Here is a 26567-nt window from a genome sequence, read left to right as displayed (position 1 = left end):
ATGGCGATTCAGCGTTTAATTGGTTTTGGGAAAAAAGAAGAGTTTAAGGAAATTTTGGCAATTTTAAGAAAGCAGAATCCTGATAGGATAAGGGTTCTGTGAAATTTGTCGTGTACAGAGAAAAATGCGTAATTATTTTTACGGGCGTAACATCATTAAATAGCTTACAAATAGTAAGTCTATTTCTAACCAACCTTCACTGAATTTTACATAACGACTTTCAAATACGACTTTAATTCAATATACACATTCTAGTTTCTAAAAACAGCGAATACCTGCCACCCCATAAGCATGATGTTGCTGTGAAATAGGCAATAATTCAGGACGCATGCCACCTAAAGCAAAAACAGGTATTTCTATGCCTCGTGCAATCTCAGAAAAATGCGCCCATCCCATACCTTGCGCCTCTGGATGACTTTGTGTCGCCAGAACTGGGCTCATAAGAATAGCATCACAGCCAATTTTTTGCGCATGCAGTGCAGAAACTTGATCATGACAAGCTGCGATATAGCGCTTCCCAAGCTGTAAATCACCTTTATTTTTTTGCAGCAATTGGTGCTGTTTAAGATGTAATGACGAAATATGTGCTTGCACCTCTGTAGAGAGCAATGACCATAGATCTTCATTAATTATCAATTGCTTTAAAATCACGGTAGGTAATTGATTTAATGCCTCTGCATTTTCTATGCTGGCATCGACTCGCCAATAATACAACAGCGTCTCTTGAAGCGTTTCAAGTGTTGGTAGATCGGCGGTGATTTTGATCTGTTGCTGCCAATATAAACGTTGCAAAATAGCTTGATTGGCCTTTGGAAAATTCAAACTCATGAGTTGTTGACGCGAATACCAGGCCCATGGCTTTTGAATTTCATTCAGCAACGCATGCGGGACGATGGCATGAAATAAATGTAATTTCACAATGACATCATCGTATTCATGTTGAATAAAATTAAAAGCATGCCAGTCATGTAAACCAATTCCAACTTCTTCAAAAATTTCACGACGACACGCTTGTTCAGGACTTTCACCCTGCTCAACTTTACCACCCGGAAACTCATGTTTATTGCCCTGATGTTGTTTTGCTTCACGCCAACCCACCAGTACTTTGTCTTGATGCAATAAAATCGCAATGGCGACATCGATTTGCGGTTTCGACATAGTTCCCTGCTCTCTACTCTGTTCCAATTGATATCTAAGTGTAAGCAAATTTATCTTTTTTATAAAATCCTAAAATTACCGTTGACAGGCCTATTCGATAATGATTATCATTTAAACCATTCAGAAATACACCACGGAGTCGACGGAATGAACGCACCATTTAACCTTTTTACTCGTAGCAATGAAGCACACCACTCACTGCCAATGCTACATTCAAACAACCTTTTTGCTTTAGGACGTGAAATTCGCATTATGCATGCAGGTGAAGAATATCGACTACGTTTAACACGAAATAATCGCCTTATTTTGACCAAATAATTTCTGATAAAAATAATAATTATCAGCGCAATAAAAATAATCGTGGACACAAGCAGTAAGTCATTCGCTTACTGCTTTTTAAGTTTTGTACTTAGTTAAATTAAGATTTATAGCTACTCAAACTTAATTTAAATCGCAACACTTATCTTCCTCTCACAACACTCTTTCGCTAAATTCCTTAGAGCAAATCGTGTTTTTAACGGATTGGAAAAGTGAGTTGTACCTTTAAGCCACCCAGTTCAGATGCATCCACATTTAAATGGCCTTGATGTAACTGTACAATTTTTTGGGCAATTGAAATACCTAAACCTGAACCTTGCGTCTTCGTTCCCAATACACGGTAAAATCGCTCGCCAATGCGTTGCAATTCTGCGACTGTCAGTCCCGCACCTTGATTTTCAATCGTCCAAACCGCCTGCTGTGCTGTTACCGTTAAATCAATCTTTACCTGTCCTTGCTCAGGACTATAGCGAATAGCGTTATCGACTAAATTGCGTAGACAGCTAAACATCAACTCTGCGTTCATCGCAAACTGTACAGACTGGGTCTGTAGCTTCAATTCGATCTGCTTTTCTTCAATGAAAGGCTGTAAAGCATTAAGGACTTGTAAACTCAGCTGTTCTAAGTCGTCTTGTTTTTTATCTAATTGCTCCGATTGCGTCGGGTCGAGCCGTGCCAAAATTAGTAGATTTTCCAACACGCGTGTTCCTCGATTAACATCGTGCTGTATGCTCAATAAATCCTGCTGAATGTCGGGATATTTTCGTTTTAATACCTGAAGTCGCATTTGAATCGCAGACAGCGGTGAGCGTAATTCATGTGAGGCATCGGAGGTAAAGCGTTGTTCCGCCTCTAAGGCTTGATCTAATCGGTTTAATAAAAAATTCAGCTGTGTTTGGATCGGTTCTAGTTCCTGTAATACAGGTTCAGGTAAAACAATGGCTTGTAAGTCATCTACATTTTTTTCAGCGATTTGTTTTGAAAAAAGCTGTAAAACTTTCAATTGACGTTTAATCAAAATATGCAGTAATAGCCATTGGATCAACCAGACAATCAATAGAATCCCTGCATAGCCTAGTACGCTTTGCAGCGTTTCCCTCAGCCGTGTTTTCATCGGTTGAATGATTTGTACGCTTAATCCATCGTCCTGAAGTGCATAGCTACGCCAAAGCGCGCCTTCTCTCCATTGATAATGCAACCCTTGTTTTAAATTGGGCTGATGTTCAAATGCTGTGTGTTGTTCCGATGTGGTTAAGACTTGCGACCCTTGCATGAGTTGATATTGCATATCAAACTCTTCACTTAGTTCATCTATTTGTTCGTCTTGCTTCAGCGTTAGATCAGTAGCAGTAAGCATATCTGCCACTTCGTCCATCAGGGCATCGTGTACATTCATGATGTGATACAAACCAAATCCCAACATCAGACACAGAGAGATTGCTCCCGCCCAAATTGCACTGAGCAGTGAGGTTTTAATCAGTTGCGACTGTAAGGAAATACTTTTTTTATCACTCATAAACTTAACTTTGTTGAGGAAGATTCATGCGATAACCCAAGCCCCTTAAGGTTTTAATGTAATCACTGCCAATCTTCTTACGCAATTGGTAAATAAAAACTTCGATCGCATTACTTTCAACTTCATCGCCCCAAGCATAGAGTGATTCTTCGAGTTGGCTACGCGTCATAATATGCTCAGGATTTAACAACATCTTATGCAAGACTTGATATTCACGCGATGTCAGCGTAATCAATTCCGCATTTTTACGCAGCGTTTTAGCTTGTACATCTAAACTTAAATCCCCGAAAGTCAGAGAATTATCACGCTGTTGATGATGCAAGCGTAATTGGGCACGTACCCTTGCTGACAACTCTTCCAAGCTAAAAGGTTTCACCAAATAATCATGGGCTCCCAGATCTAAACCTTCAACACGATCTGCAATACTGTCCCGAGCAGTAATAAATAAAACTGGTGTAAGCGGATGCAACTGTACGATACGTTTTAAAATTTCATCACCAGTTACTTTTGGTAAGCCACGATCTAAAAGTATGCAGTCATATTGATGTTGTTCTAAAGCCAAAATAGCGTGATCGCCGCGATCAACCCAATCGACACTGTAGCCATCCATTTCAAGCCATGTTTTTATACTGTCGGCTTGGGATGCATCATCTTCTGCCAATAAAATTCGCATCTTACCTACCCTATTTCTATGGTTACGACTTCAGTGTATCGAACTTTTGCTCATATCTACTCAAATCATAAAAAAACCACAGCAAGCCGTGGTTTTTTATGGAGCAGCACTGAAATGAATAACAGGCTAAATTAAAATCTTACTTGATCGACATCAACTTCAACGCGTTTCGTCGGTTTGTAATCAATGTCGATTTCACCAATGAGCGTTACTGGTGTTTTAGCTGAAATCGCTTTGCCTTGCCAAAGTTGATCATCAATATCCACTGTAATGCTGCCTGTGCTATCGCGGAACTGATATTTTTCATCGCCCATCGATTTCACAACATAACCTTTCAATTGAACTTTACTATCATCTTTTAAGCCTAAGGCATGTTTCACTGATGTGGTTTTCATCGGTGCAACAGCTGTTTGATTAACTGCTGTATTCGCGACTGCAACCGATGCCACACCTGCAAATGCTAAACCACATACCAATTGAGTGAATGTTTTCATCTTCGATCTCTCTTACTTTGTCTATTTCGATAGCGCTATTTAAACAAAGCAAGATGAGTCGAATCTTAAGCTGCAAAGACGTTTTTATTTATTTGATCGAACCATTAGTTGAGCGGTACGACACGCAGAACTTCTTCTAAAGTCGTCACACCTGCAAGTACTTTACGCGCACCTGCAATTCGTAATGGCTCGACATGCTCTTTACGTGCCTGTGTACGTAGTTGGGTTAGATCTGCATTGGCACCAATCAATTGCTTGGTTTCAATACTGAGTGGCATAAATTCATAAATTCCCACACGGCCTTTATAACCCGTTTGACGGCATTCATCACAGCCCACCGCCTCGTAGACAAAATCAGGCATTTGTATCGCATATTCAAAGGTCAAATGTTTCCACTCTTGTTCATTGATAAAAGTCTCACGCTTACAATGTGGACAGAGTTGACGAACCAAACGTTGTGCCAAAACCCCTAAAATGGTCGCTGCCGTTAAAAAAGGCTGAATCCCCAGATCATGTAATCGCGTCAAACTCGATGGTGCATCATTGGTATGTAAAGTTGAAAGCACCAAATGACCTGTTAATGCAGCTTGGATCGCCATATTTGCCGTATCATGATCTCGGATCTCCCCGACCATGATAATGTCAGGGTCTTGACGCATTAACGCCCGTACACCATCGGCAAAGCCTAGATCAATCCCTGTATTCACCTGCATTTGGTTAAAGCTTGGCTCTAACATCTCAATCGGGTCTTCAATGGTACAGACATTCACTTCTTCGGTTGCCAATTGTTTGAGCGATGAATATAACGTGGTGGTTTTACCCGAACCCGTCGGACCAGTCACTAAAATAATACCGTGACTATGACTGGTTAAGGCCTTCCAATCATCTAACAGACGCCCTTCAAAACCGAGCTGTTGGAAACTACGTACCAAGACTTCAGGGTCAAAAATACGCATGACTAACTTTTCACCAAAGGCCGTTGGCAACGTCGATAAACGCAGCTCTGTTTCTTGGCCTTTGGGTGTACGGGTTTTTAAACGTCCATCTTGCGGTTTACGTTTTTCAGCCACATTCATCCGACCTAAGATCTTAATTCGCGAGACCACGGCTGTCAGGGTATTTGCGGGCATGTTGTAGATGGTATGCAATACGCCATCGATACGAAAACGCACCTTTCCTGTATCTTTACGCGGCTCGAGGTGTATATCACTTGCACCTTGTTCGAAGGCAAACTGTAAGACCCAATCCACAAGCTTCACAATATGCTGATCATTGGCATCTGGATTTTGTGTATCACCTAATTGTAATAGCGCTTCAACGCCTTTATTTTCACGGTCATAACTCGATGATTTTTGCGAATTACTGACCGCACGACTCACTTGGTAATATTCAACCAAATATCGCTGTAGTTGATCTGGACTGAGTAATACACGCTGAATCTTGCGTGGTAATACCGTTCTTTCTAAATTAGCAATCCATTCATTTTTATAAGGTTGATCCGTTGCAATCAACACATGCTCATTTTGTAATTCCACCGCTAAAATGCGATTTCGTACTGCAAATTCCTGCGACATAATGGCTGTCAGTGCAGGCACATCAGCTTTTAAAGGATCGATAATATAAAACGGTACACCTGACTTTTCTGCCAACCATTGACAGAGTCTATTAAGTGTTAAGGTAGACTGCGGATGACTCTGATCGACTAAATTAAAATTGGCAATCCATTGTAAAGGATGCCATTTCAACTGCTCACGCTGACGGTGCGTGGTTTGAATCAGCATTTTGTCCCGTTCAGTAATACGTCCATCTTTTTGTAATTGGTCTAAACACCAAGAAGTGTCAATTTCAAAATTAAAAGTCATTGTTCTATGTTCCCCAAACATAAAACTACTATAGCAAAAAATTCTAAAGGCACGCTTGTGTCATTTGTGTTTTGCACATAGGTTTTCTGAAAGCATACTATTTTTGTTATTAATGAAAACATTCATAAATTTAAGCTATAATAAAGTTGCCTATCAGGGCTTTATAATTACGATATAAGAAGATTTATGATGAAAATAAAAATATTAGCAATTTATACGATGACTATTCTTAGCTTAACTGCCTGCGGCGGTGGCGGTGGAAACTCAACCTCTAATAATGACTCCAGCGAAAATCCAACGATACCAAATGCTGCTTTCCAACAGTGGTCAACTTTTGAACTCGACAGTGAAAGTGATGTGCTGTCATACGAAAGTGATACTGCAACTATCGATAATGGTAAACTATATACTTCAGAAAGTAGCGATTCATTTATGGTCACAGCGAATGGCTTGTATGATGAAGGATCTCTACACAGTTTGTATGGCTATCTGAATGGCAATATATCCATTGCAAATAATGTGTGGACGCTAAGTCCTCATTCCTCTATTAATTCATCAGGTCTAAAAATTACGACAACAATGAAGTCCTTCAATCTTGAAGGTGAAATCCTAGCATCTCAAGTTGATGCCTATAATTATTGGATCATAAAAAATAATATTACTGATTCAAGCAACTATATTTCTAACGATGCTCTCAAATACTTAACAGCTATTTCAAATATTAAGTTTCCCGCTGGTTCTCGCTGTTTACAATTAAATAAAGTATCAAATAGTGAACAGTATTTAGATTTAACAGATTCCTCAGATAGTGATAGTCAAAGTTTTTTAGCTGACTGGTGGGCTGATCTTAGTACAGATATTACTGCGAAAAAATACATCATGAAAGATACTGTAGCCTATACCGTAGCTGATGATGAGAGTGAATATGGCGTAGCTCAATATAAAAATCGTTTTTATGACGCTTACCTATCTCCTAAAGGAGTGGAATACAATATGCAGGATTTAATTAAGGTTATTGATAATTGGATAAATACTTCAACTAATCCTACTCAAAAAACTCAATTTTTAGAGTTTAAACAATTAGCTGAGAACTCTTGCAGCATGTATAACGATGTTGCTCTAAACGCGATCAAACAAAGTTTTGCGGCAAATAAATAATTTACACATTTAATAAAAAAGGAGCTAAAAGCTCCTTTTTTTTATTGAGATATATCAATAATCAGAATTTGTAGATCACAGACCTGAAATTTTACATTCAATCCACCAAATAACATGCCATACACACGTTCATCATCATGCTGATAAGCAGGACGTGGATCTAAGCTCAATACTTGTTCCAGTTCTGCTGTTAATTGTTCGGTTAAATTGCCATTATTCAAAAATACCTGTTTTTGTTGCTCAGCGTGCTCTGACCAAATCACAGATTTTCTTTCTGGCTCATCCTGCGCATAACCGCTGTGCGCATCCATAACTGCATCTGAATATTGAATATAGGGTTTGATATCTAAAATTGGTGTTACATCCAACAAATCACTACCGACCACATAGACTCGTACCGATTTACCGACTTTTTTTACAGCTTTGAGCTGCACAACCGACAAGCCCATAGGTGACGGTCGATACATACTTCGTGTCGCAAATACCCCGATTTTTTGATTACCACCTAAACGCGGAGGACGAACTTGCGGACGAAATTTTGTCGAATCTGCATTTTTATTTTCATGAAACTGCCAAATCAGCCAAAGATGACTAAAATCATCAATCCCTTCGAAAGCCAATAAATCGTTATAAGGTTCTACCATTTCAATATAAGATTCGACTTGCACCAAATTCGGCTGACGTGGAATACCAAATTTTTCTCGGTAGGGAGATTTCATATACCCGATAATTGGCATTTTAAGCTCAGACATAATCACTTTTTCTGATAAGTTCAATTAAATATATTCAGTTTATCGAGAATGATTTTAGATTAGAATAGTAAGCTGTTCTAATTTGATAATTTTATTGAGACCTTTAATGGCTGCTTTTAACGTCGAAAAGATTACTCACGTCCACCATTGGAATGACACTTTATTCTCTTTTAAAACCACTCGCGATACTGCGTTACGTTTTAAAAACGGTCAATTTGTGATGATCGGCCTTGAAGTAAATGGTAAGCCTTTAATGCGCGCTTATTCTATTGCAAGCGCAAACTATGAAGAAGAATTAGAGTTTTTCTCTATTAAAGTTCCAGATGGTCCTTTAACGTCTATTTTACAAAAAGTAAAAGTTGGCGATGAAATTTTAGTGTCTAAAAAACCTACAGGTACTTTAGTTCTAGATGACTTAAACCCTGGTAAAAACTTATACCTACTTTCTTCAGGTACAGGTCTTGCACCGTTCCTTTCTGTAATTCGTGACCCTGAAACTTACGAACGTTTTGAAAAAATCATCGTTGTACATGGTACTCGTTTCATTTCGGAATTGGCTTATCAAGATTTAATCTTAGATGAAATTCCTAACCACGAATTCTTTGGTGAATTAGGCGCGAAAGAAAAATTGGTTTATTACCCTACAGTAACCCGTGAAGAATTCCATACTCAAGGCCGTGTAACTACTGCCATTGAATCTGGTCAACTTTTCGAAAAAATTGGTCTTCCTCGTTTCAACCCTGAAACTGACCGCGCAATGCTTTGCGGTTCACCTGCATTCCTAGACGACGTTGCTGCACTACTTGACCAGCACGGCCTGAAAGAATCTCCTAAGATGGGAGTTCTAGGCGACTACGTGATCGAGCGTGCATTCGTTGAAAAATAATTAGTTTGAATCAGATAAAACGAGGCTTTTGCCTCGTTTTTTATTACTGCTAATTCATCCCACTTGGTATTTTAAATTTGGCATATAGAATCGCTTTCTAAGGGTTTCTCTTCAGGTTCATTTTGTATCTGTTCATATATAGGTCCAAGTTTTTTATCAGTTCTACGTCCTTTCCAACTACGATTAGACTCATATACAGTTCTCTGTCTAAAATAACTAAACGGCTCTACATTTGCCACAAACCCATATTTAGAGTCATGTATATAATTTGAATAAAAATCTACAGCTTCTTGAGAGACGTCTTTTTCCCAACTTTCCAACTCCCACTCATCAATATGCACAAGCATTTCATACAGTTTAAATGCAGGATAAAAAATTCTAAAAAGGTGTTTTACACCCGTAATATTTGACTGATTAAATGTAGTATAGTTCTTTGTCCACTTAATACGTTCAACTTCAGTTGCCATATCAGCAGGTCCGGTTGGAAACTCAAAACCATCCTCCTCCCTAGAAATTTGGCTAACTGAACGCGAAGCATTTGCTTGCTCAATATCACCATTAATTAAATGTTTTTGTCTTCTTCGGTGTAACGTTCCATAAGAACCATAATATAACTTCATATAATTTTGAATATCATGTTCTGTAACACCAGTAGAAGCTCCTACTTCTTTTTTAACTGAATTAAATAATTGTTGTGTTTTTTCTTCTATTTTAAAGTCTTCTCGAAAAATATTATTTTGTTCTTTTTCTAAATTTATATAATCAAAAAGTTTTACATTAGCAGCTACCGCAGCATCCATCATATGTTTTAAAGGTATTCTTGCGAAATTATTATCTACATTTTGTGAATTTGGCTGATAACCTCCTCCAACATCTGAGTGCATACCAGGATAAACTATTTCTTTCCACGTTTTTGGATTGGCTAATTTGCCATCTTTACGTATTAAATCAACAGGAAAAGAAAATCTTAATTCATTACCAGCAACCAAATGCAAGCAATTTTTAACCCTAGGATCAACTACCATATCCCGCCCTCTAAAGCTCAACTTATTCGGCATATTCGTAGCTGGTAAACCAAATGAAGCTACAGTATCAAACAATCCAAGAAATTGGATCGCCATAGGGATTTTTTCAGCTTGTCCTGCCAGACTATAATTTAAACTTAAATCTTTACTTTCATTATTCCAAATCATTTCATTAGAGAAAACACGTGCTAATGCAGCTCCGCGTGAGAAACCAAATATTGATAGATTGATTTTTTTAATTAATCGATGTTGGTGTAAATTAGCTTCGATTTTTGCTTCTGCTTCACTTTTACGTTCCTCAAGTTGAGATTTAAGGCTTGCTTCTGCTTGTTCAATTTTCTGCTTCAATACCCTAGTTAATGTTTCACTAATCTGGTCTTTACCATAATCTAAGCGCCTTGATCCACCAACACCTGTAGCGCCACCTGTAGGAAATGTGTCTTGTGAATTTGCTATTTGCTTATCAACCCAATTATTAGTATCACCATTAAATGGTGTACCTACACCCGATATATAAATTGGATGACTCAGTTTTGAAAGTGCTTTCATACTTTGCATTTCAAAAGTGCTATAGAATAGTGCGCTACGCCATAATTTGGCAGGATTAGCTAGCTTAGCGATTTTTTCATCATTCTCTAAATTATTTCCAGTTCCATCAAAAAAAATCGAAATATTAACTACATCAGAACAATCCTGTTTAGCATTAGGACCCTGATTAGAAACATCTTGATTACTATTCTTTATTTTCTGTAATTCATTAAACATGGGCATACCTTATTTTTTTTCTTTTGCATTCAATTCATCAATTATTTTGGCTCTCCACACTAACCCTTTTTTAGTTGCATCAGGTAAGTCATTTGAAACTGTAATTTCCACACTATCATCTGGATATAAATGTACTGCTAAGTATTTTTTACCTTTTAAATTTTCATGAGTTAATGTTGGGACATTAATTGCTATATGCTTTTTAGAACTATTACCTTCGCCCCATTTTACGTATTGTGGTCCTGTTATTATTGCAGACCTTTTTGTTCCAGTACCTAAACCTCCACCTAACTCCTCTCCATTTAATTCAACGATATAAGGGATATAATTAGCATCATAACCATAAGATGTTGTAGTCAAAACATATGTTTTTGTGGATCCTGTACTACACCCAACTAGACCCATCATTATAGTAATCGGCAGCATTACAATTTTTTTAAAAACATTCATTAACTTACCCTTAATTTTAAATATACAATTTTTAAATTAGTAATTTATTACTATTCATAGTATTTAAATCACTATAAATGCACTAGCTCAGTTGCATCAAATCTTCAGCTTCTTCCATTGCCTGATCCATATTGATGATTTTATTTTTTACTTTTAAAAGAACACTTTGCAAAGACATATCACTTTCAAACTTATCTTTATAAATCAATGTCAAACATATAAAATTTAAAATATCTCTAGTGCCATTTAGCGAATATTCTCTAGCCTTTTTAAGCATTTCAATAACATATAAATACAAGTCCCAATTATTGAATGACTTTATCAAAAAAGGATTATTTAATTTTAAATAATAAATTAGATGATCAGGAAAAGTAGCTTCGACCATTAGTTCTTCTTGTTCAATTGTAAATTCAAAGGGCTGGCGCCAGTCATAAAATATTTGTAATTCACAATTATTATCACCAATAATTGTATGTAGTTGACCTATACGATCCCAATACCACCAACTATAAATTGGCTTTAAAAGAATCTTCTTTTGTTCTTCCAATAATACTTGTTGTTGTACATATAAAGTTTTATCAGTTTTTTGCCCTACTAATGTACCAAGTATCGCAGGATCCCAAAATGCCAAATACATTTCAAGTCCCCCCTCAAACTTAACATCTATAAATTGTCTTAAGTGCGCATATAAGTCATCGAAAGTTAGCCTTGTGACAATTAAAGTCATTCGTGATGTACCAACAATCCGATGATTAATATATTCCCACTCAGAACTATTTATATTATGACTCAATTGAATTAAATGTGGTGATAACTCCGATGCTTTATCACCGGCTGCCTCAACCAATATATTACGTGATTGCAAAATGTCCTTACGTTTTAAAAAGCTACTATCTTGTGCAGCATCAATCACCCCATATATAAAATAGTTTTCTCTAGGGAATTGCTCAAAGAAACGACTTAAATCATTTTTTATTATTTTCGACATCTATTGACCATCCCCTTTATTCACAAATGCACCTCGTTGACTCGCTCTTCTTGCCAAGCATTCCCAACATACACTTTGAGGAAAAAAAGGAAGACTTATATTGACTTTCGAGCCATTTAAAAATAAATGTTGCCCGGCCTTCACCTCAAATTTTCCAGCAGTAGTTGGCAATACCCCTGCACTGCTAATCTCAATTTGACTACCACCAGCTGTCAGTACTATTTTCTTACTGGCTTTAATTTCGACTGTATCTTCCGTGGAAATAATTTGAATACCTTTTCGGGCAATCAGATCTGCCCCATCTCCTTGCGCTTGGATTTCAACTTTGCCTTTACCAGCATAAGCTCTTAAGCCTTCTTGTGCTGCAAATAGACTGATCTTGCTTTGTGCATGGGCAATCAAGGATTTTTGGCTACTGAGGTTGATGCTATCGCCTGCACTTTGGCTGATCTGTCCATCTGCTGAAAGATGAATATCTTCCTGACTACTCACAGCAATTGAGTTTGGTGCAGATAAAATCATCAAGGCTTGTTTAAAGGCATCAGCTTTTTCTTTACTGCCTTTTTCGATTTGTCCAAGGAAGTTTTTTAAATTATCTAAGACTTCAAGTGGGTCAGTTTGCTGGTTTTTCGCCACTTCACTTAAGGCTTTACTGCTGTTTAAGTTGGCTTCGATTTGTTCTTTCGCCGCTTGTGCGTCGAGGTGCATTGCTGCTGCTTGTTGTTGTGGGTGTGTACTAACAAGTAGCCCCTGTCCTGCACGCACTGCACCCCATTGGTCGGTTCTCAGTTCAAAGCCTTCGCCTCTTCCCTCACTTTCTGCGGTTTCTTTGGGATGACTGAGGTTCCCTAGGTTGAGCTGAGTGGCACCATGAGTACTTTGTAATTGTGTCGATATTTGTCCAGTCGTGTCATCAAAGCGTAGTTGTCCAAAGCCTTCACCTTGGACTTCCTTACTTTTTATTCCAGCCAGTTTTTTGGTGTCTGGCAGTTTACCTTTACTATCAAATTGGGTCGGACTGCGCTGTGCTTCATGTATGCGCCCCACCACAAATGGTCGGTCGATATTGCCGTCAAAGAAATCGATGACCACGATTTCATTAATGCGTGGCAAGAAGCGTGCGCCATAACCTTCACCTGCCCATGGTGTAAGCACATCTACCCATGCAGAATCTGTGTCATTGTCATTACTGCCTGCACCGCCATCATGGCTGTGGTCATCACCACGGGTAAATAAGAAGCGGACTTTGATTCGTCCCCATTCATCGACATGTATTTCTTCACCGCTTGGTCCAACGACTTTAGCACGTTGCGGATGGGTACTTGGACGGTGTTCGAGTGGGTTATATTCAGGAACCGTCGCAATATTGCGGCGTTGTAATGTGAGCTGATTGGCCTGACGCTCGGCCTGTTCATGGATGGGTTTAATGTTCCACTGACTTTGTTCAATCAGTTGATTGACCTGTTCAGTGAGATCTTTGGGTAAGTTATTTTGGTTATAGAATTTCTTTTCTGTGATTAAAAATTGTTTGTCTGCACCACTGTGTTGATCAATTTCAGGGTGTTCATTCAGTTCAAACCAATAACCGACTTGTGTATCACGCACAGTCGATTGTGCACTGAATTTTTTAGATTGTAGCTCGTGATAGCGCGTTAGGTTTTGATTCAGTTTTTCAATTTGGCTATTGGATGAAGCCGTAGCTTGGTCTTCACCTTTTAAGTCTTGCATCCATGCAGGGCTGATATGCCATGCTTGTTCCAAACTTAAGCTGGCATTGTCTTGGCTTTGGCTATGCTGATGTTTACTTTGAACTGAGCCTGCGCCTTCTTCTTGGTTTAGTCCATCGGCTTGCCAGCGCTGCACATGGACCGCAGTCGGTTGAATGCTACGCTCACCGATCAAGCTGGTGATGCTGTCTTGTTTTTCAGTGGCGCTAGAACGATGAAAGCGGATACTACGACGGCTGAGCGCTTGATATTGGCTATTGTCATCAATCAGGCGGAGTTTTTGTTTTTCAATTGGCGCTGAGGAATGCGGCACTTTCAACTGTGCTTCATCGATGAGCCAATTAATGCCTTCACTGCGCCAAAGTCGCGTTAAAAAGTCATAATCGCTTTCATTCGACTGCATGATGAAAGGTCGTACATCATAGTTTTGGCTTAAACCGCTTAGATCTAGCGTTAGACTGGCAGCAAAAAGCGGACTTTTGCTTTGCCATTCTTTAAAAAGAGTTTCACTGACATCACGCACCGATTTGTTCATAAACACACGGCTGTTCCTGCGTTTATGCCACAGCGATGTTGCATCTTCTAAAGTGAGTTTATACAGCGTGAGTGAACCGTCACTCTGCCCTTGGGTGGCTTCGGTAATAATACCCGTGGTACGGAAGAGTTCGCCCTGATCGGTCACTTGATCAACCGCGACCTGTGCGCCAATAAATTGTTTTAGTGGAATAAGGGCATTGGTAGATAGGCAAATCAAAGTCGCTTGCACGCCTTGGTTTAAGACATGCTCTCCATCAATACGTTGAATAAAAAGCTCGTCATTCAACGCAGGGTTGGAAAATTGCACATGAATGGCACGTTTTTGGGCGGATAGACCCAATTGTTCTAATACAGCAAATATTTTGCCTAACATAATAAAAATTCTAAATTGTAATCATGGAAATAATTTTGCTGCTAGTTTAGTCAAATTCATCAATAAACTTAATGCTTAAAACCATAGAAGATGTTTCGTTATGTAAAATCCACGATTAAAAAATTCACTTAAAAATAAAAAGCTGAGAACCCACGCACTAAATACTTATTGCATATAAAATATTCAAAAAATGGTCTTAGACCATGCACTTGCATCCAACACGTAGCGTCACTCACATAAATGTAAAAATAGTTTTATCATCTAATTTACATCGAGCTTAATGATCAATTTTTTAATATTATCTTTAAAAATAGTGGATTAATTTAAACTTAAGCTAGATTAAAAAACACACAAACCTTTCTTTCCTGTCTTGTAATTCACCTAAGATCCCCTATAATTCAAAAAAACAGACAAGTCTGTCTATTTTGCTGCAAAAACCGAATGAATTTAGCATTCAGAGGGTAAAAATATAAATGAGAGAAAACGTATAAAACGTTCGAAAATCAAATCATTGACTTAAGCTAACAAAGTGAATGATTTGAACGCACAATTGTCAGCAAAGCGCGATTACCCCAAATAATCGCGCTTTTTATTTTCTTAGAATCTTAAGTTATGTGAAAAAAATTGATTGTTAATCAATACAAATATGTCGTCTCTAGATTTAAAACCCAGATGCCTACAAGCAAATTTTAAGCGGCCAATTCCAAACGAATTAAGGTTTCAACTCGCTTCCAATAATCTGCTAAATGCACTTGGTTGGGGTCAATTTGGGCTTGAATGGTCATGCCATCCAAAATACTACTCAGAAATGCAGCAAGTTGTTCAGTTTGCTGAATGCCCAGATTTTGTAAGGCAGTACTTAGTTTTGATTTAAGCCACTCTTTATAGTCGATCGCAGGTTGCAATGAAGACGGATAAACTTTAGATATTTCTTCTACTGCTTTTTGAAACATACAACCATTGAAATCGGCGGTATGAAACCAAGCATCGTACCAAGCAAAAATGGTTTTAATATGCGAAAGATGGTCTTCTGGATCACATTCTGCAATAGCAGCTTCAAGTGATTCCTGTAAATTAAGATTTCGAATCACGAGACATTCTTCAATTAATTTGGCTTTAGAGGGGAAATATTTATAAAACGTCATTTTAGCAACGCCCGATTCCCCAATAATTCGATCTATACCAATCGAGTTATAGCTATAAGAATTGAAGAGTTGGAGCGCAACGTTAATGATGTCTTGCTTTTTCGACATTTAATTTACCTGATGCACCAATGGGGCCTAAACATAAAGCTTTTAAGGTAGAAAACCTAATTTTTAAACATGATTTTCGCGCGCTATTGTAAAGCATAACTTAATTGGAGTCTGTAGATAAAACCTCAGCACCCCATTAAATACAGTCTGATTTCAGATGATTTATCGATATAGCAGTCAGGAAAATTTCGTATAAAACTGACTGCTATTTTAATTTCAACTAGCGATTTAACGTCTATTCATCTGCGTTAAAAACATGGATAAAATGAATGCCATTAACGGTGGATTTAAGAGTAAGCATTTAAGAGCAAGGGGTACTCAGAATATCTTTTTGCTTACGCTCTTGCAGTGCTTTTCGAATCACCTGATAACCGCCCGTTAAACCTAAAATCGCCATGATTGCGGCCACGATCAAATCTGGCCATAGACTGCCTGTACCAAATACTCCAACAGCCGCCAAGATCACTGCGACATTACCAATCGCATCATTACGGCTACATAGCCAAACGGATTGCATATTGGAGTCACCTTCACGGAAGGCATATAAGACGTATGCACAGATGACATTAGCGACTAAAGCCAAGATACCAATCAACCCCATAGTGATCGGTTCAGGTGCGATCCCATTGGCATAAGCATAGAGCACTTTGGCAATCACCACGATCCCAAATGCTGCCATAACAAAACCTTTAACCAAGGCAACTGTTGCACGCCAATATAAACTGGCGCCAAGCACGGCTAATGAAACTCCATAATTTACGGCATCACCAAAGAAATCTAGCGAGTCCGCCCAAAGCGCAGAAGAATGTGCATAAGCCCCGCCAATCAGTTCCACCAAAAACATCATGGCGTTAATGATTAAGGCGATCCAAAGCGCGATACGAAATTTACTGTTGGGTTTGCTTGGTGCTGGCTCATGACTACATGTACATGCCATAAATGTGCTCCAATTTAAAAATCAATGGATTTGTATTATTCTTATTCAAAACTATGGACTCACTCCAAGGTCAAGCATGAGCGTACAAAAACATTATTTGATTAAAGAATTGTCCACCAAATCTGGGGTAAGCGTTGACAGTATTCGCTTTTATGAAAAGAAAAAACTGCTGAAACCTAGCTTCCGCGCAGACAACAATTATCGCTATTATGATGAAGAAATGTACAAACGTTTGGTTTTTATTAAGCGCTGTCGAAACCTCGATATTTCTCTCACCGAGATTCAAACCCTGCTTGAACTTGAGCAATCACCTACACAAAGCTGTCATGCCGTGAATGAATTAATTGATAATCACATTCGTCAAGTTTCTGAAAAAATTAAAGAATTAGAAAATTTTAAAATACAGTTAAGTACGCTCCGTGCCAGTTGTAATGAAACCAGCCAAATCAATGATTGCCAAATTTTAAAACATTTGGAAAACGGAATATCTTGAAAACCCAACTAAAATACTTGGTTGAATCCTTTTTTTAGATCACTACAATAAAGCCATAAATTTTTTATGCCTTTATTGACATGACGATTCAACACGTAACCGAACTCCTCTCACCTGCTGGCTCATTGAAAAACATGCGCTACGCTTTTGCTTATGGCGCAGATGCCGTGTATGCAGGTCAGCCGCGATATAGCTTACGTGTGCGCAATAATGCTTTCGACCATGACAATTTAAAAATTGGCATTGAAGAAGCTCATGCCTTAGGTAAAAAGTTTTATGTGGTGGTAAACATCCAACCTCATAACTCAAAACTGAAAAATTTCATCCGTGACCTTGAACCTGTGGTTGCTATGAATCCTGATGCACTGATCATGTCTGACCCTGGTCTAATCATGATGGTGCGTGAACATTTTCCAGAAGTGTCCATTCATTTGTCTGTACAAGCCAATGCGGTGAACTGGGCAACGGTTAAATTTTGGAAAAATATGGGACTGACACGTGTCATTTTGTCACGTGAATTATCAATCGAAGAAATTGAAGAAATTAAACACAATGTACCTGATATGGAAATTGAAGTTTTCGTACATGGTGCATTATGTATGGCTTACTCCGGTCGTTGCTTACTTTCTGGCTATATGAATAAACGTGATGCAAACCAAGGTGCATGTACCAATGCATGCCGTTGGGATTATAAAATTCACGATGCAGTTGAAGATGAAACTGGTGATGTTATTCCAGTCACACAAATTGAAGAATCATCATGCTGCAATAATAAAAATGCCGATGAGCAACACGCCCTAGAACAACACCAATTCGGCGAGCCGGTTTTATTACAACGCAATGAAGAAGACATGTTTGCTGCTGAAGAAGATGAACATGGCACTTATTTCATGAACTCGAAAGACTTGCGTGCTGTACAGCATGTAGACCGTTTAACCAAAATGGGCATTCATTCTTTAAAAATTGAAGGCCGTACCAAGTCTTACTTTTACTGTGCGCGTACCGCTCAAATTTATCGTAAAGCCATCGATGATGCCCTTTCTGGTAAACCGTTTGACCCTGCTCTCATGTCTCAGCTTGAAGGTCTTGCTAACCGTGGTTATACCGAAGGTTTTCTACGCCGCCATGTTCATAGTGAATATCAAAACTATGAAACCGGCTCATCACGTTTCGATCATCAACAGTTTGTAGGTGAAGTTTTAGAACGCGATGGTGATTCTCTTAAAATCGAAGTGAAAAACCGTTTTGTTGTAGGTGATTCTTTAGAACTGATGACCACTTCAGGCAACATCACCTTCGTTTTAACTGAAATGAAAGATAAAAAAGGTAATCTAATTGAGGATGCCAAAGGTTCAGGTCATATCGTGGATATTCCTGCGCCTGCCGATGTCGATATGCGCTATGCCTTACTGATTCGTAACTTACCCAATTCGACAGTGGATATTTCGGCTTCGTCTTTAGCGTATCAGGCTTGAGTTCGCTTTATGGCTTTGTTGATTACAGATAAATGCATCAATTGTGACATGTGTCTACCTGAATGTCCCAATGATGCCATTTATGAAGGCTCAAAGATTTATGAAATTGATGTCGCACGTTGTACTGAATGTGTCGGTTTCTATGAGCACCAAACTTGCGTTTCAGTTTGTCCGATTGAGTGCATTATTCCGCATCCGGAGCATATCGAAAGCCAAACTGATTTATTAGAGAAATTTAAGGGTTTGAATTTATTTAAATCTTAAATGCATGGTGTGATTGGCGTAAGACTTGCTTAATCCACTTTATATAGAGAAACAACCTTGGGGAAAGTATAAAAATAAGGTTGTAAAACAAAAATAGCTGGGCAACGAATAGGGTTCAAAATGTGTGGGGACATTTTTGAATCCTAATTTTGCAGACAAAAAAAAGGAACTCCGGTGTTAGCATCCAAAGTTCCTGTAAAACGAGAATATTAAGAAAAATAATATTCTAATGACAACATTCAGCGCGGCCAGCGTGTTTCTCGAAACACACTGGCCTTTCTTTTATTGACCCGAACGGATGATGTAATCAAAAGCAGATAATGATGCTTTCGCGCCTTCACCTGTTGCAATGATGATTTGTTTGTAAGGTACTGTTGTACAGTCACCGGCAGCAAATACACCTTTCACATTGGTTTCGTTGCGCTCGTTAATTACGATCTCACCACGGTTTGAAAGTTCTACTGCTGTTTCTTTTAAGAAATCAGTGTTTGGTAACAAGCCGATTTGTACGAAGATACCAGCCAATTCTATCCTTTTGATTTCATCTGTTGCACGATCTTTGTAGTTTAGTGCAGTCACTTGTGAACCATCACCGACCACTTCTGTAGACAATGCATTCATGATCACAGTCGTATTCGGTAAGCTGTTTAACTTGTTTTGAAGGACTTGGTCAGCACGAAGCTTAGTATCAAACTCAACTAGCGTTACATGTTCCACAATACCTGCAAGGTCAATCGCCGCTTCGACACCTGAGTTACCACCACCGATCACTGCAACACGTTTACCTTTAAACAATGGACCGTCACAGTGTGGACAGTATGCAACACCACGAGTACGGTATTCTTGTTCACCCGGAACGTTCATTTCTCTCCAGCGTGCACCTGTTGAAAGAATCACTGTTTTAGATTCAAGTTTTGCACCATTCTCTAAAGTCACTTCAACCAAGCCATTGGCTGTTTCATCTGCACCTTTGATGTCAGATACACGTTGCAAGTTTATGATGTCCACACCGTACTCACGTACATGTGCTTCCATTTCAGCAGCAAACTTAGGACCTTGAGTCTTTTGAATCGACGTGAAGTTTTCAATGTCCATGGTATCCATGACCTGACCGCCCATGCGTTCAGCTACGATACCGGTTTTGATACCTTTACGTGCAGCATAGATTGCAGAAGTATTACCTGCAGGGCCAGCACCAATCACAAGGACATCAAATGCTTCTTTGGCATTTAGCTTTTCAGCATCTTTTGCAGCAGAGTTGGTGTCTAATTTAGCAATGATTTCTTCCAAAGTCATACGACCTTGACCGATGTGGTTGCCGTCTTGGAATACCATTGGTACAGCCATGATTTTGCGTTCTTCCACTTCGTCTTGGAAGAATGCACCATCAATCATGGTTGCAGTTGTACCCGGGTTGTAAATTGCGATCAAGTTAAGTGCTTGAACCACGTCAGGACAGTTATGGCAGCTGAGTGATACAAACACATCAAAGTCAGTTTTAAGACCTAAACCTTTAATGGTATTCAGTACTTCGTCAGAAACTTTCGGTGCATAACCAGAGGTTTGTAACAATGCCAAAATCAAAGACGTGAATTCGTGGCCCATCGGTAGACCTGCGAAGAATACACGTGGTGTTTCACCTGCTTTTGCAATACCAAAGCTTGGCGCACGGCTGTTGTTACCGTCAAAACGTGCAGTCACTAAATCAGATAAGGCAGCAACTTCAGTTACCAATTCTTTAATTTTGTCTGATTTGTCAGTGCCGTTTAAAGTCGCGACGATTTCAATCGGGCCTTCAAGGCGTTCAAGTAAGGTTTTTAATTGAGCAGAAGTATTTTGATCTAACATTGCTAACGTCTCCAGAGGAGTAAATTTATTTGATGAGAGAATGATAGAACAAACCATTAAATAGGTGAAACGGTTTGTTTTTATAAAATTAATCGGTTTTTCAAATTAAATGATTAAATTTCTTTCTAAATCATGAATATATGTTCGCATATTAACATTAAAATGATTTATTCGTACACATATATAGTGACAAATTCCTCATTTTTTTCTTTTTTATTAAAATTACACCAAGCCTATGCAAGACATACGCACGACCTGATCAATTACAAAACCTTTATAAAGCTTTAAGTTTCATTTCAGCAAGTCGGCTTTAAATCAAATGAAATATCAGATGATTTGACTGCTTTAAAGAGCCATCGATACAGCAGCAATCTATCCCTTGCATTAATCAGCCATCGATCTACATGTATAAAATCAATAGTGAGCAGAATAATGAAAATTGAATTTGTCTTTGATATTGTTTATCCCATGAGTTATGTCGCATTTCAAAAGTTAAAACAAAACTGGAATGAACATACAGCAACCCGTGTAGAGCTATTACCGATTCAACGCGTTCCAGAAATTCCTGAACAAGGCTTAGATGTGCTGCAGTATTTAACCGATAAGTATGGTGCGAGTGCAGCAAAGCGAAAACTCGAAATGACGAAGTTCGCCGCTTATAGCGAAGATGTGATTGTCAATATTGAGTACATGAAACGTATGCCAAACAGTCAACTGGCTCATCAAGCTATATTGGCCTTGGACAATATTCTGGATCAATATGCCCTGACTCAAGCCCTATTCCATGCATTATTTGCACACGGTCAAAATATTGCTGAAATTCACGTTTTAAAAAGCATTATTGAAGGCATTGGTTTAGATGGCTCGAAAGTACTGCGCTCAATTCAACATAAAGATATTGCAGACCGCCAGCATGAAATTACACAGTATGTAAAATCAAAGGGACAGCACCCGATTCCTTTTTACCTTGTGGATGGCGAAGTGAATGATCAGACTTTTTCTACACAGGAACTTCGACAACTGTTTCATCGCGCAAGTTAATCTACCAAAGATCAAAAATCCCCATACTATGTGATGGGGATTTTATTCGAAGACAAATTACTTATCTGAAAAGAACGCCACTATTTGTTAATGAAGTCCCTGCTCAATTCGAATAATCCGTGATTTGAACTGCTGAGAAAGCAGATATAAAATTAAGCTCAAAACCAGCGTGAGTACTATCACGGTGATCAACACCCAACGTACAACAACTTCTACTACATTGGCTTGCTGAACTTGTTTTTCCACGCTTTGCGCCATCGGTGTCATGGTTTTATCAAATAGCTGATTTTGCATCGCCCAGAGCTGTTCAGGCTGAAAACCGTATTCACGGAATTTTGTTGGATTTTGTTGCTCGGTATTGATTAAGGATTGCACCAAAGGAATTGCTGTCGCACGATCTACAGGCTTATGCATCAAAGCAGCTTGTGCAAGTAAATAGGCTTGCACGGGTTTTGCCAATTGTGCATCTTCCATTTCGAAAGCCAGCTGGCTTTCCTGAATATTTTTTTCATAATGTACCAATTTTTGATCTGCTGCACGGTCATCATGATTAAGGTCATATTGCACATAGGTTAAGCCTGACCAAAGCACAATAAACGATAAAATCCAGCCAACAAATTTCAATACAAAAGATTGGAATCGAATTCTAAAAAATTGAATTTTTTTTAGAAAACCAACCAAGAAAAATGCGCCAATAAATGAAACGATGAGTTTTAGAAATAACCAACCAATAAAGGATAAAAAGTTTAAAAAATAGTCGGAAGACTCACCGAGTTGATATGTCAAATCACCTGCACTAATGGGTATATGCAATTGCTGTACGCTAGAGCTTAGGCCAAAAAAGCTATAAACCATATCATGCTGAATAAACAACATCACAGCCGAAACGATCAGTACAGAAACACTGGTTAAGGTCAATAACGTCAAATTGCGTTGACGCTTCTTAATGGTTTGAAGCCCTGTTTCCAGTTGCTGCGGATTTAGCGCATATTCATCAATGGGAGGCAAAGACATACTCCTTCAGATTATATTTTCACCTCCCTCACAGCTTATGAAGAAGGGTTTGAACCACTCGATTCAATCACTAAATGATTCAAATTGTTTTGTAAGGCACGAATACGTGTCGTCGCTTCTTCACGCTTTTGTACACCTTCTTTCTGAATTTGAATCACATCATTAACGGTTTTAATGAGGGTATTTTGCACATGTTCAAGTGTTTCGATATCAATCACTGAACGCTGATTGGCTTTCGCAGTATCGACAGAGTTTTGATGCAACAAATCTGCATTGCGTTTTAATAGGTCATTGGTCGCATCATCAATGCTATTTGCCAATTGCACGCTGTTCTTTTGTTCTTGCAATGAAATCGCCAAGCTAATTTGGTTTTTCCAAGCCGGTAAGGTGATATTTTTAATAGCATAAAATTTATCAACCAACATCAAATTGTTGGATTGAATAATGCGAATCATCGGCAAGGTCTGCATCGCAGACTGTTGCAAGATCTGTAAATCACTCACACGTTTTTCAAGATTATTTGCCAAATGATTGAGGTCATAGATTTTTTGCGTAGTGGTTTGATCTTGAACTTGAGTGGTTAAGCTTGCAATTTCCTGTTGAATTTCTTGCTCTTTCAACTTACCTGCGGCGATATACACCCCTAATTGTTTATATTCGTCTTGCACGCCTTCAAACATTTTATCTAAGGTATTTACACGCGTTTTTAAGCCATTTTGCGAAGTTTCAATTTCTTTAACCAACGCATCAATTTGCTCTTTGGTGGTATTAAAGTGCTGATCAAAACTTTGCTTGGCACCTTTAAATTTACTCAGTAAACCACCAAAAAATCCTGAGCTTTTAGATTTATTTAAAATGCTCGTGGTATTCAATTGCTGTGCGACTTGTACCACCTGATTGAGCTTTTGACCTGTCGCATCTAGATCTTTATTTTGCACCAAATTTAATAATTCATCGGTATAGGTCGACGTCTTGGTGGCAATGTTTTTACCGTATTCGGCAACACTATTATGACTTAAATCTGCCAATTCCTTACGTGCAGCTTCGACTTCGTGAAAATCGGAAGTTTGTAAGCCAATTTCCTGCAAATTGAGTTGCTGAAACTTTTCTTCAGTCAACTCTTTGCTTACTTCAACGGGTAAATTTTTGGCATCTAAATCGGTCATAACTCACCTTATATTTCTAAGACTTAGAGGAATTCTCTAATGATTTTTTTAAAGTTTTAATCAAATTTTCACGGCTATTATCAAGCTTTTCCAATGAACTTGTCGAGTTACTTTGACGACTTTGTTTCACATGATATTGCCATGCTGGAATCAACACCTGCTGAGCTTCCTTATATCGATCTAATAATCCAAAAGAAAGCTGCTGAGAAAGCTGCATTTGCGTAATGGCAATATCATTACTGGCTTGTAAGGTTTGCAACGTATTCACCTTTTTCGATAAACGTTCTGCAAAGTTGTCAAGCGGATGCTGATTTTTCACAAACTGTGGGTATTCCACCAAAAACTCTTCAGCCGCGACGATATAGCGCGCCATTTGCTCACGTAAGCCTTGTAGTTGATTAAAACGTGCTTGGGACTTTTGAATTTCTAACTGTAGTTTTTGGCTCAGATGATTTGCCCGATCAAGCAATTGATCTAGATTTTTATAATATTCAACTTGTCCTGAACCGTACTCTAAATCAATGCCTAACCATTTTTGCAAGGCATTAAATTTGCGTGTTTTTAAATATTTTTTTGAATTGGCTAAGGCTTGAATCAACTGCTCAATGGTTTGACTAAGTTGTTTCGTCAATTGAGGGTCAACACCGTCTAGCAGCACCGACTGTGCTTGAATTAATTGATCTGCATAATGATTTAGACGATATTGATCGGTCAGTAATGGCACAAGGTCATTCCGCTTAATCGAAAGCACTTCCGCCCGATCTACCGTAATATCCTTTAACGGCACCAATACATCAATTTGTGACATAGCCAATTAAACTCAATAAAATCATTTTTATACTACAAGTTTTGCCATAAAAGTCTTGTAGTATTTTGCAAAAAATACATCTATTTCATCAGTCAAATTTGTCATTAAATTCAACCGTTGCCTATAGATCCGCCTAAGCAGCCATACAGCATCATTTGAATGGATATGATGACCTACACAGATGAATTCAAGCTTAAGATACCCAAAGATTCAATCTAGATTTAAATTAAACAACTGACTCTACATGAATTATTATCAAAATTATCGTAAAATTTAATCCATATACTTTAGAACCAAATATTAGATCAATAATTTTAGAGGCTTAAATGGAACGTTTTTTCCATAACACAATGTATGCAGCACGTTGGATTCTGGCTCCCGTGTACTTTGGTTTATCCTTTGCACTGCTACTGCTCGCGATTAAATTTTTCCAAGAAGTCATTCATGTCCTTCCGCATATTTTAGAATATTCAGAAGCTGACCTGATTTTAGTCATTCTCTCTTTGGTCGATATGACTATGGTCGGCGGACTGATTGTAATGGTGATGTTTTCAGGCTATGAAAACTTTGTTTCCCAACTGAAAATAAATGAATCGACCAATCGCTTGAACTGGCTCGGCACCATGGATGCCAATTCATTAAAACTCAAAGTTGCAGCATCAATCGTGGCAATTTCTTCGATTCATTTATTGCGTATTTTTATGGATGCGAAAAACATCCCCAATGACAAAATCATGTGGTACATCATCATGCATTTAACCTTTGTTTTTTCTGCTTTTATGATGGGATATTTGGATAAAATCAGTAAGCACTAATCTAGGTAAGGTTAATGAAGCCATTTGCGATAATGGCTTCTCGTCAAATTTAAAATCTAGTTATTCATCAAGTTCACTCATTCGCCTTAAACGATCAAGATCCAAGATCACGATTTGTCCATAATTCCACGCGATCACCTGTGTTTGAACAAATTGCTGTAAATGTTTATTCAACGTTTGCCGTGAAATATTAAATGACTCTGCAAATTCCTGCTGACTGAGTTTCAGGGGAATTTCCTGCAGATATCCATATTGTTCATAGAGTCGAATCAAATGTCTTGCGATACGCTGCTCTAGCGTTGCTGTTCTCAAATAACGATTATGCTCAAACATCAAATACATGCGTCGACTGAGAGATTGCACGACATTCCAAAGCGCCTGCGGATCACGCTGTAAAACCGCTAAAAACGTTGTTCCAGAAATGAACGCCACCTCGACATGTGTCGCAGCAAAATAATCATAATTCAACGGCTTTTGTTGTAAGACTGCGACAAAATTAAATACCGACTGGCGACGGATATAGTCATTTACAATCAATTCACCATTATTTTGCAACCAACCAATTTGTAGCGTACCTGAAAGTAAAATATAAATATCTTGCACGATTTGTTGTTGTTTTAAGATGTGTTGCTGTGCATGAAACCGTGAATATTTCACCTGTTGCACAAGCTGTTCTAAAGTCTCATCGCTAAAGCCCTGAAAGGTGTCTTCATTACGCAAAATTTGCAACAAATGCTGTTGGGTGGTGTTCTTTTGATCGCTCACGTCTAT

The 26567-nt window shown here is 38.4% G+C and carries 25 protein-coding genes; 8 read left to right on the top strand and 17 right to left on the bottom strand.

Translation table 11 applies throughout. The features are described from left to right. Nucleotides 1–258: 258 nt before the first annotated feature. Nucleotides 259–1158, bottom strand: coding sequence for an NUDIX domain-containing protein (locus tag FTU62_RS14065; protein WP_180102996.1), 900 nt, complete (start codon nt 1156–1158; stop codon nt 259–261). 147 nt (nt 1159–1305) lie between these two features. Between FTU62_RS14065 and hemP the strand changes: the two genes are divergently transcribed. Continuing rightward, complete coding sequence (gene hemP / locus FTU62_RS14060) at nt 1306–1476, top strand: hemin uptake protein HemP (RefSeq protein ID WP_180102995.1); 171 nt, start codon at nt 1306–1308, stop codon at nt 1474–1476. A gap of 196 nt (nt 1477–1672) precedes the next feature. Here the strand turns inward: hemP and FTU62_RS14055 are convergent, their stop codons facing one another. The 4 genes from FTU62_RS14055 to FTU62_RS14040 form a co-directional block, all read right to left on the bottom strand. Continuing rightward, a complete protein-coding gene (locus FTU62_RS14055) occupies nt 1673–2992 on the bottom strand; it encodes a HAMP domain-containing sensor histidine kinase (RefSeq protein ID WP_180102994.1) in 1320 nt (439 codons plus the stop codon). Between the two features lie 4 nt (nt 2993–2996). Beyond that, on the bottom strand, nt 2997–3665 hold the full coding sequence (locus FTU62_RS14050; RefSeq protein WP_180102993.1) for a response regulator transcription factor: 669 nt from the start codon (nt 3663–3665) through the stop codon (nt 2997–2999). Nucleotides 3666–3796: 131 nt separating this feature from the next. Beyond that, complete coding sequence (locus FTU62_RS14045; protein WP_180077530.1) at nt 3797–4159, bottom strand: NirD/YgiW/YdeI family stress tolerance protein; 363 nt, start codon at nt 4157–4159, stop codon at nt 3797–3799. 104 nt (nt 4160–4263) lie between these two features. After that, on the bottom strand, nt 4264–6021 hold the full coding sequence (locus tag FTU62_RS14040; RefSeq protein ID WP_078194425.1) for a GspE/PulE family protein: 1758 nt from the start codon (nt 6019–6021) through the stop codon (nt 4264–4266). 186 nt (nt 6022–6207) lie between these two features. Here FTU62_RS14040 and FTU62_RS14035 point away from each other — a divergent pair, with 186 nt between their 5' ends. Further along, on the top strand, nt 6208–7179 hold the full coding sequence (locus FTU62_RS14035; protein ID WP_180102992.1) for a hypothetical protein: 972 nt from the start codon (nt 6208–6210) through the stop codon (nt 7177–7179). A 41-nt stretch (nt 7180–7220) separates the two neighbouring features. Here FTU62_RS14035 and tsaA read toward each other — a convergent pair whose 3' ends face one another. Continuing rightward, nucleotides 7221–7931 (bottom strand): tRNA (N6-threonylcarbamoyladenosine(37)-N6)-methyltransferase TrmO, encoded by a 711-nt coding sequence (tsaA, locus tag FTU62_RS14030; RefSeq protein WP_180102991.1) that lies wholly within the window; start codon nt 7929–7931, stop codon nt 7221–7223. A gap of 106 nt (nt 7932–8037) precedes the next feature. Between tsaA and FTU62_RS14025 the strand changes: the two genes are divergently transcribed. After that, nucleotides 8038–8817: a ferredoxin--NADP reductase gene (locus FTU62_RS14025; protein WP_078189109.1), complete on the top strand. Its 780-nt coding sequence runs from the start codon at nt 8038–8040 to the stop codon at nt 8815–8817. 71 nt (nt 8818–8888) lie between these two features. Here FTU62_RS14025 and FTU62_RS14020 read toward each other — a convergent pair whose 3' ends face one another. The 6 genes from FTU62_RS14020 to FTU62_RS13995 form a co-directional block, all read right to left on the bottom strand. Next, nucleotides 8889–10607 (bottom strand): DUF2235 domain-containing protein, encoded by a 1719-nt coding sequence (locus FTU62_RS14020; RefSeq protein ID WP_180077526.1) that lies wholly within the window; start codon nt 10605–10607, stop codon nt 8889–8891. 9 nt (nt 10608–10616) lie between these two features. Further along, entirely contained in the window at nt 10617–11057 is a 441-nt protein-coding gene (locus FTU62_RS14015; protein ID WP_180077524.1) for a hypothetical protein, read from the bottom strand. Between the two features lie 82 nt (nt 11058–11139). Further along, on the bottom strand, nt 11140–12045 hold the full coding sequence (locus FTU62_RS14010) for a DUF4123 domain-containing protein (protein ID WP_180085771.1): 906 nt from the start codon (nt 12043–12045) through the stop codon (nt 11140–11142). Beyond that, on the bottom strand, nt 12046–14682 hold the full coding sequence (locus FTU62_RS14005; protein ID WP_180102990.1) for a type VI secretion system Vgr family protein: 2637 nt from the start codon (nt 14680–14682) through the stop codon (nt 12046–12048). Nucleotides 14683–15371: 689 nt separating this feature from the next. Then, nucleotides 15372–15935 (bottom strand): TetR/AcrR family transcriptional regulator, encoded by a 564-nt coding sequence (locus FTU62_RS14000; RefSeq protein WP_180102989.1) that lies wholly within the window; start codon nt 15933–15935, stop codon nt 15372–15374. A gap of 301 nt (nt 15936–16236) precedes the next feature. Further along, nucleotides 16237–16872 carry a cation transporter gene (locus tag FTU62_RS13995; protein ID WP_180102988.1) on the bottom strand — a complete coding sequence of 212 codons (636 nt, stop codon included), beginning with the start codon at nt 16870–16872 and terminating at the stop codon, nt 16237–16239. A gap of 76 nt (nt 16873–16948) precedes the next feature. Between FTU62_RS13995 and FTU62_RS13990 the strand changes: the two genes are divergently transcribed. From FTU62_RS13990 to FTU62_RS13980, 3 genes are all read left to right on the top strand, one after another. Continuing rightward, nucleotides 16949–17365: a Cd(II)/Pb(II)-responsive transcriptional regulator gene (locus tag FTU62_RS13990; protein WP_180102987.1), complete on the top strand. Its 417-nt coding sequence runs from the start codon at nt 16949–16951 to the stop codon at nt 17363–17365. An 80-nt stretch (nt 17366–17445) separates the two neighbouring features. Continuing rightward, nucleotides 17446–18840: a tRNA 5-hydroxyuridine modification protein YegQ gene (yegQ, locus tag FTU62_RS13985; RefSeq protein WP_180102986.1), complete on the top strand. Its 1395-nt coding sequence runs from the start codon at nt 17446–17448 to the stop codon at nt 18838–18840. A gap of 9 nt (nt 18841–18849) precedes the next feature. Further along, complete coding sequence (locus tag FTU62_RS13980; protein WP_078194533.1) at nt 18850–19104, top strand: YfhL family 4Fe-4S dicluster ferredoxin; 255 nt, start codon at nt 18850–18852, stop codon at nt 19102–19104. A gap of 282 nt (nt 19105–19386) precedes the next feature. Here FTU62_RS13980 and ahpF read toward each other — a convergent pair whose 3' ends face one another. Further along, nucleotides 19387–20952, bottom strand: a complete 1566-nt coding sequence (gene ahpF / locus FTU62_RS13975; protein ID WP_180102985.1) for an alkyl hydroperoxide reductase subunit F — start codon at nt 20950–20952, stop codon at nt 19387–19389. A gap of 432 nt (nt 20953–21384) precedes the next feature. Here ahpF and FTU62_RS13970 point away from each other — a divergent pair, with 432 nt between their 5' ends. Then, the gene (locus FTU62_RS13970; RefSeq protein ID WP_180102984.1) at nt 21385–21993 is read left to right on the top strand and encodes a DsbA family protein; all 609 of its coding nucleotides are present in this window, start codon (nt 21385–21387) and stop codon (nt 21991–21993) included. An 87-nt stretch (nt 21994–22080) separates the two neighbouring features. Here the strand turns inward: FTU62_RS13970 and FTU62_RS13965 are convergent, their stop codons facing one another. The 3 genes from FTU62_RS13965 to FTU62_RS13955 are packed head-to-tail and all read right to left on the bottom strand — an operon-like array spanning nt 22081 to nt 24981. Continuing rightward, nucleotides 22081–23001, bottom strand: a complete 921-nt coding sequence (locus FTU62_RS13965) for a hypothetical protein (protein WP_180102999.1) — start codon at nt 22999–23001, stop codon at nt 22081–22083. Nucleotides 23002–23042: 41 nt separating this feature from the next. Continuing rightward, nucleotides 23043–24173, bottom strand: coding sequence for a toxic anion resistance protein (locus tag FTU62_RS13960; RefSeq protein WP_180024193.1), 1131 nt, complete (start codon nt 24171–24173; stop codon nt 23043–23045). A gap of 16 nt (nt 24174–24189) precedes the next feature. Next, a complete protein-coding gene (locus tag FTU62_RS13955) occupies nt 24190–24981 on the bottom strand; it encodes a tellurium resistance protein (RefSeq protein ID WP_180051210.1) in 792 nt (263 codons plus the stop codon). Between the two features lie 326 nt (nt 24982–25307). On the opposite strand from FTU62_RS13955, the gene FTU62_RS13950 reads away from it, so the two are divergent. Further along, complete coding sequence (locus FTU62_RS13950; RefSeq protein WP_078189122.1) at nt 25308–25796, top strand: TIGR00645 family protein; 489 nt, start codon at nt 25308–25310, stop codon at nt 25794–25796. Between the two features lie 60 nt (nt 25797–25856). Here the strand turns inward: FTU62_RS13950 and FTU62_RS13945 are convergent, their stop codons facing one another. Next, nucleotides 25857–26561 carry a Crp/Fnr family transcriptional regulator gene (locus tag FTU62_RS13945; protein WP_180102983.1) on the bottom strand — a complete coding sequence of 235 codons (705 nt, stop codon included), beginning with the start codon at nt 26559–26561 and terminating at the stop codon, nt 25857–25859. Between the last annotated feature and the right edge of the window lie 6 nt (nt 26562–26567).

Source organism: Acinetobacter sp. YH12126 (genome assembly GCF_013418745.1).
Taxonomy (GTDB): domain Bacteria; phylum Pseudomonadota; class Gammaproteobacteria; order Pseudomonadales; family Moraxellaceae; genus Acinetobacter; species Acinetobacter amyesii.
Note: the sequence above shows the minus strand (reverse complement) of the source record. Positions and strands in the feature narration are given on the sequence as shown.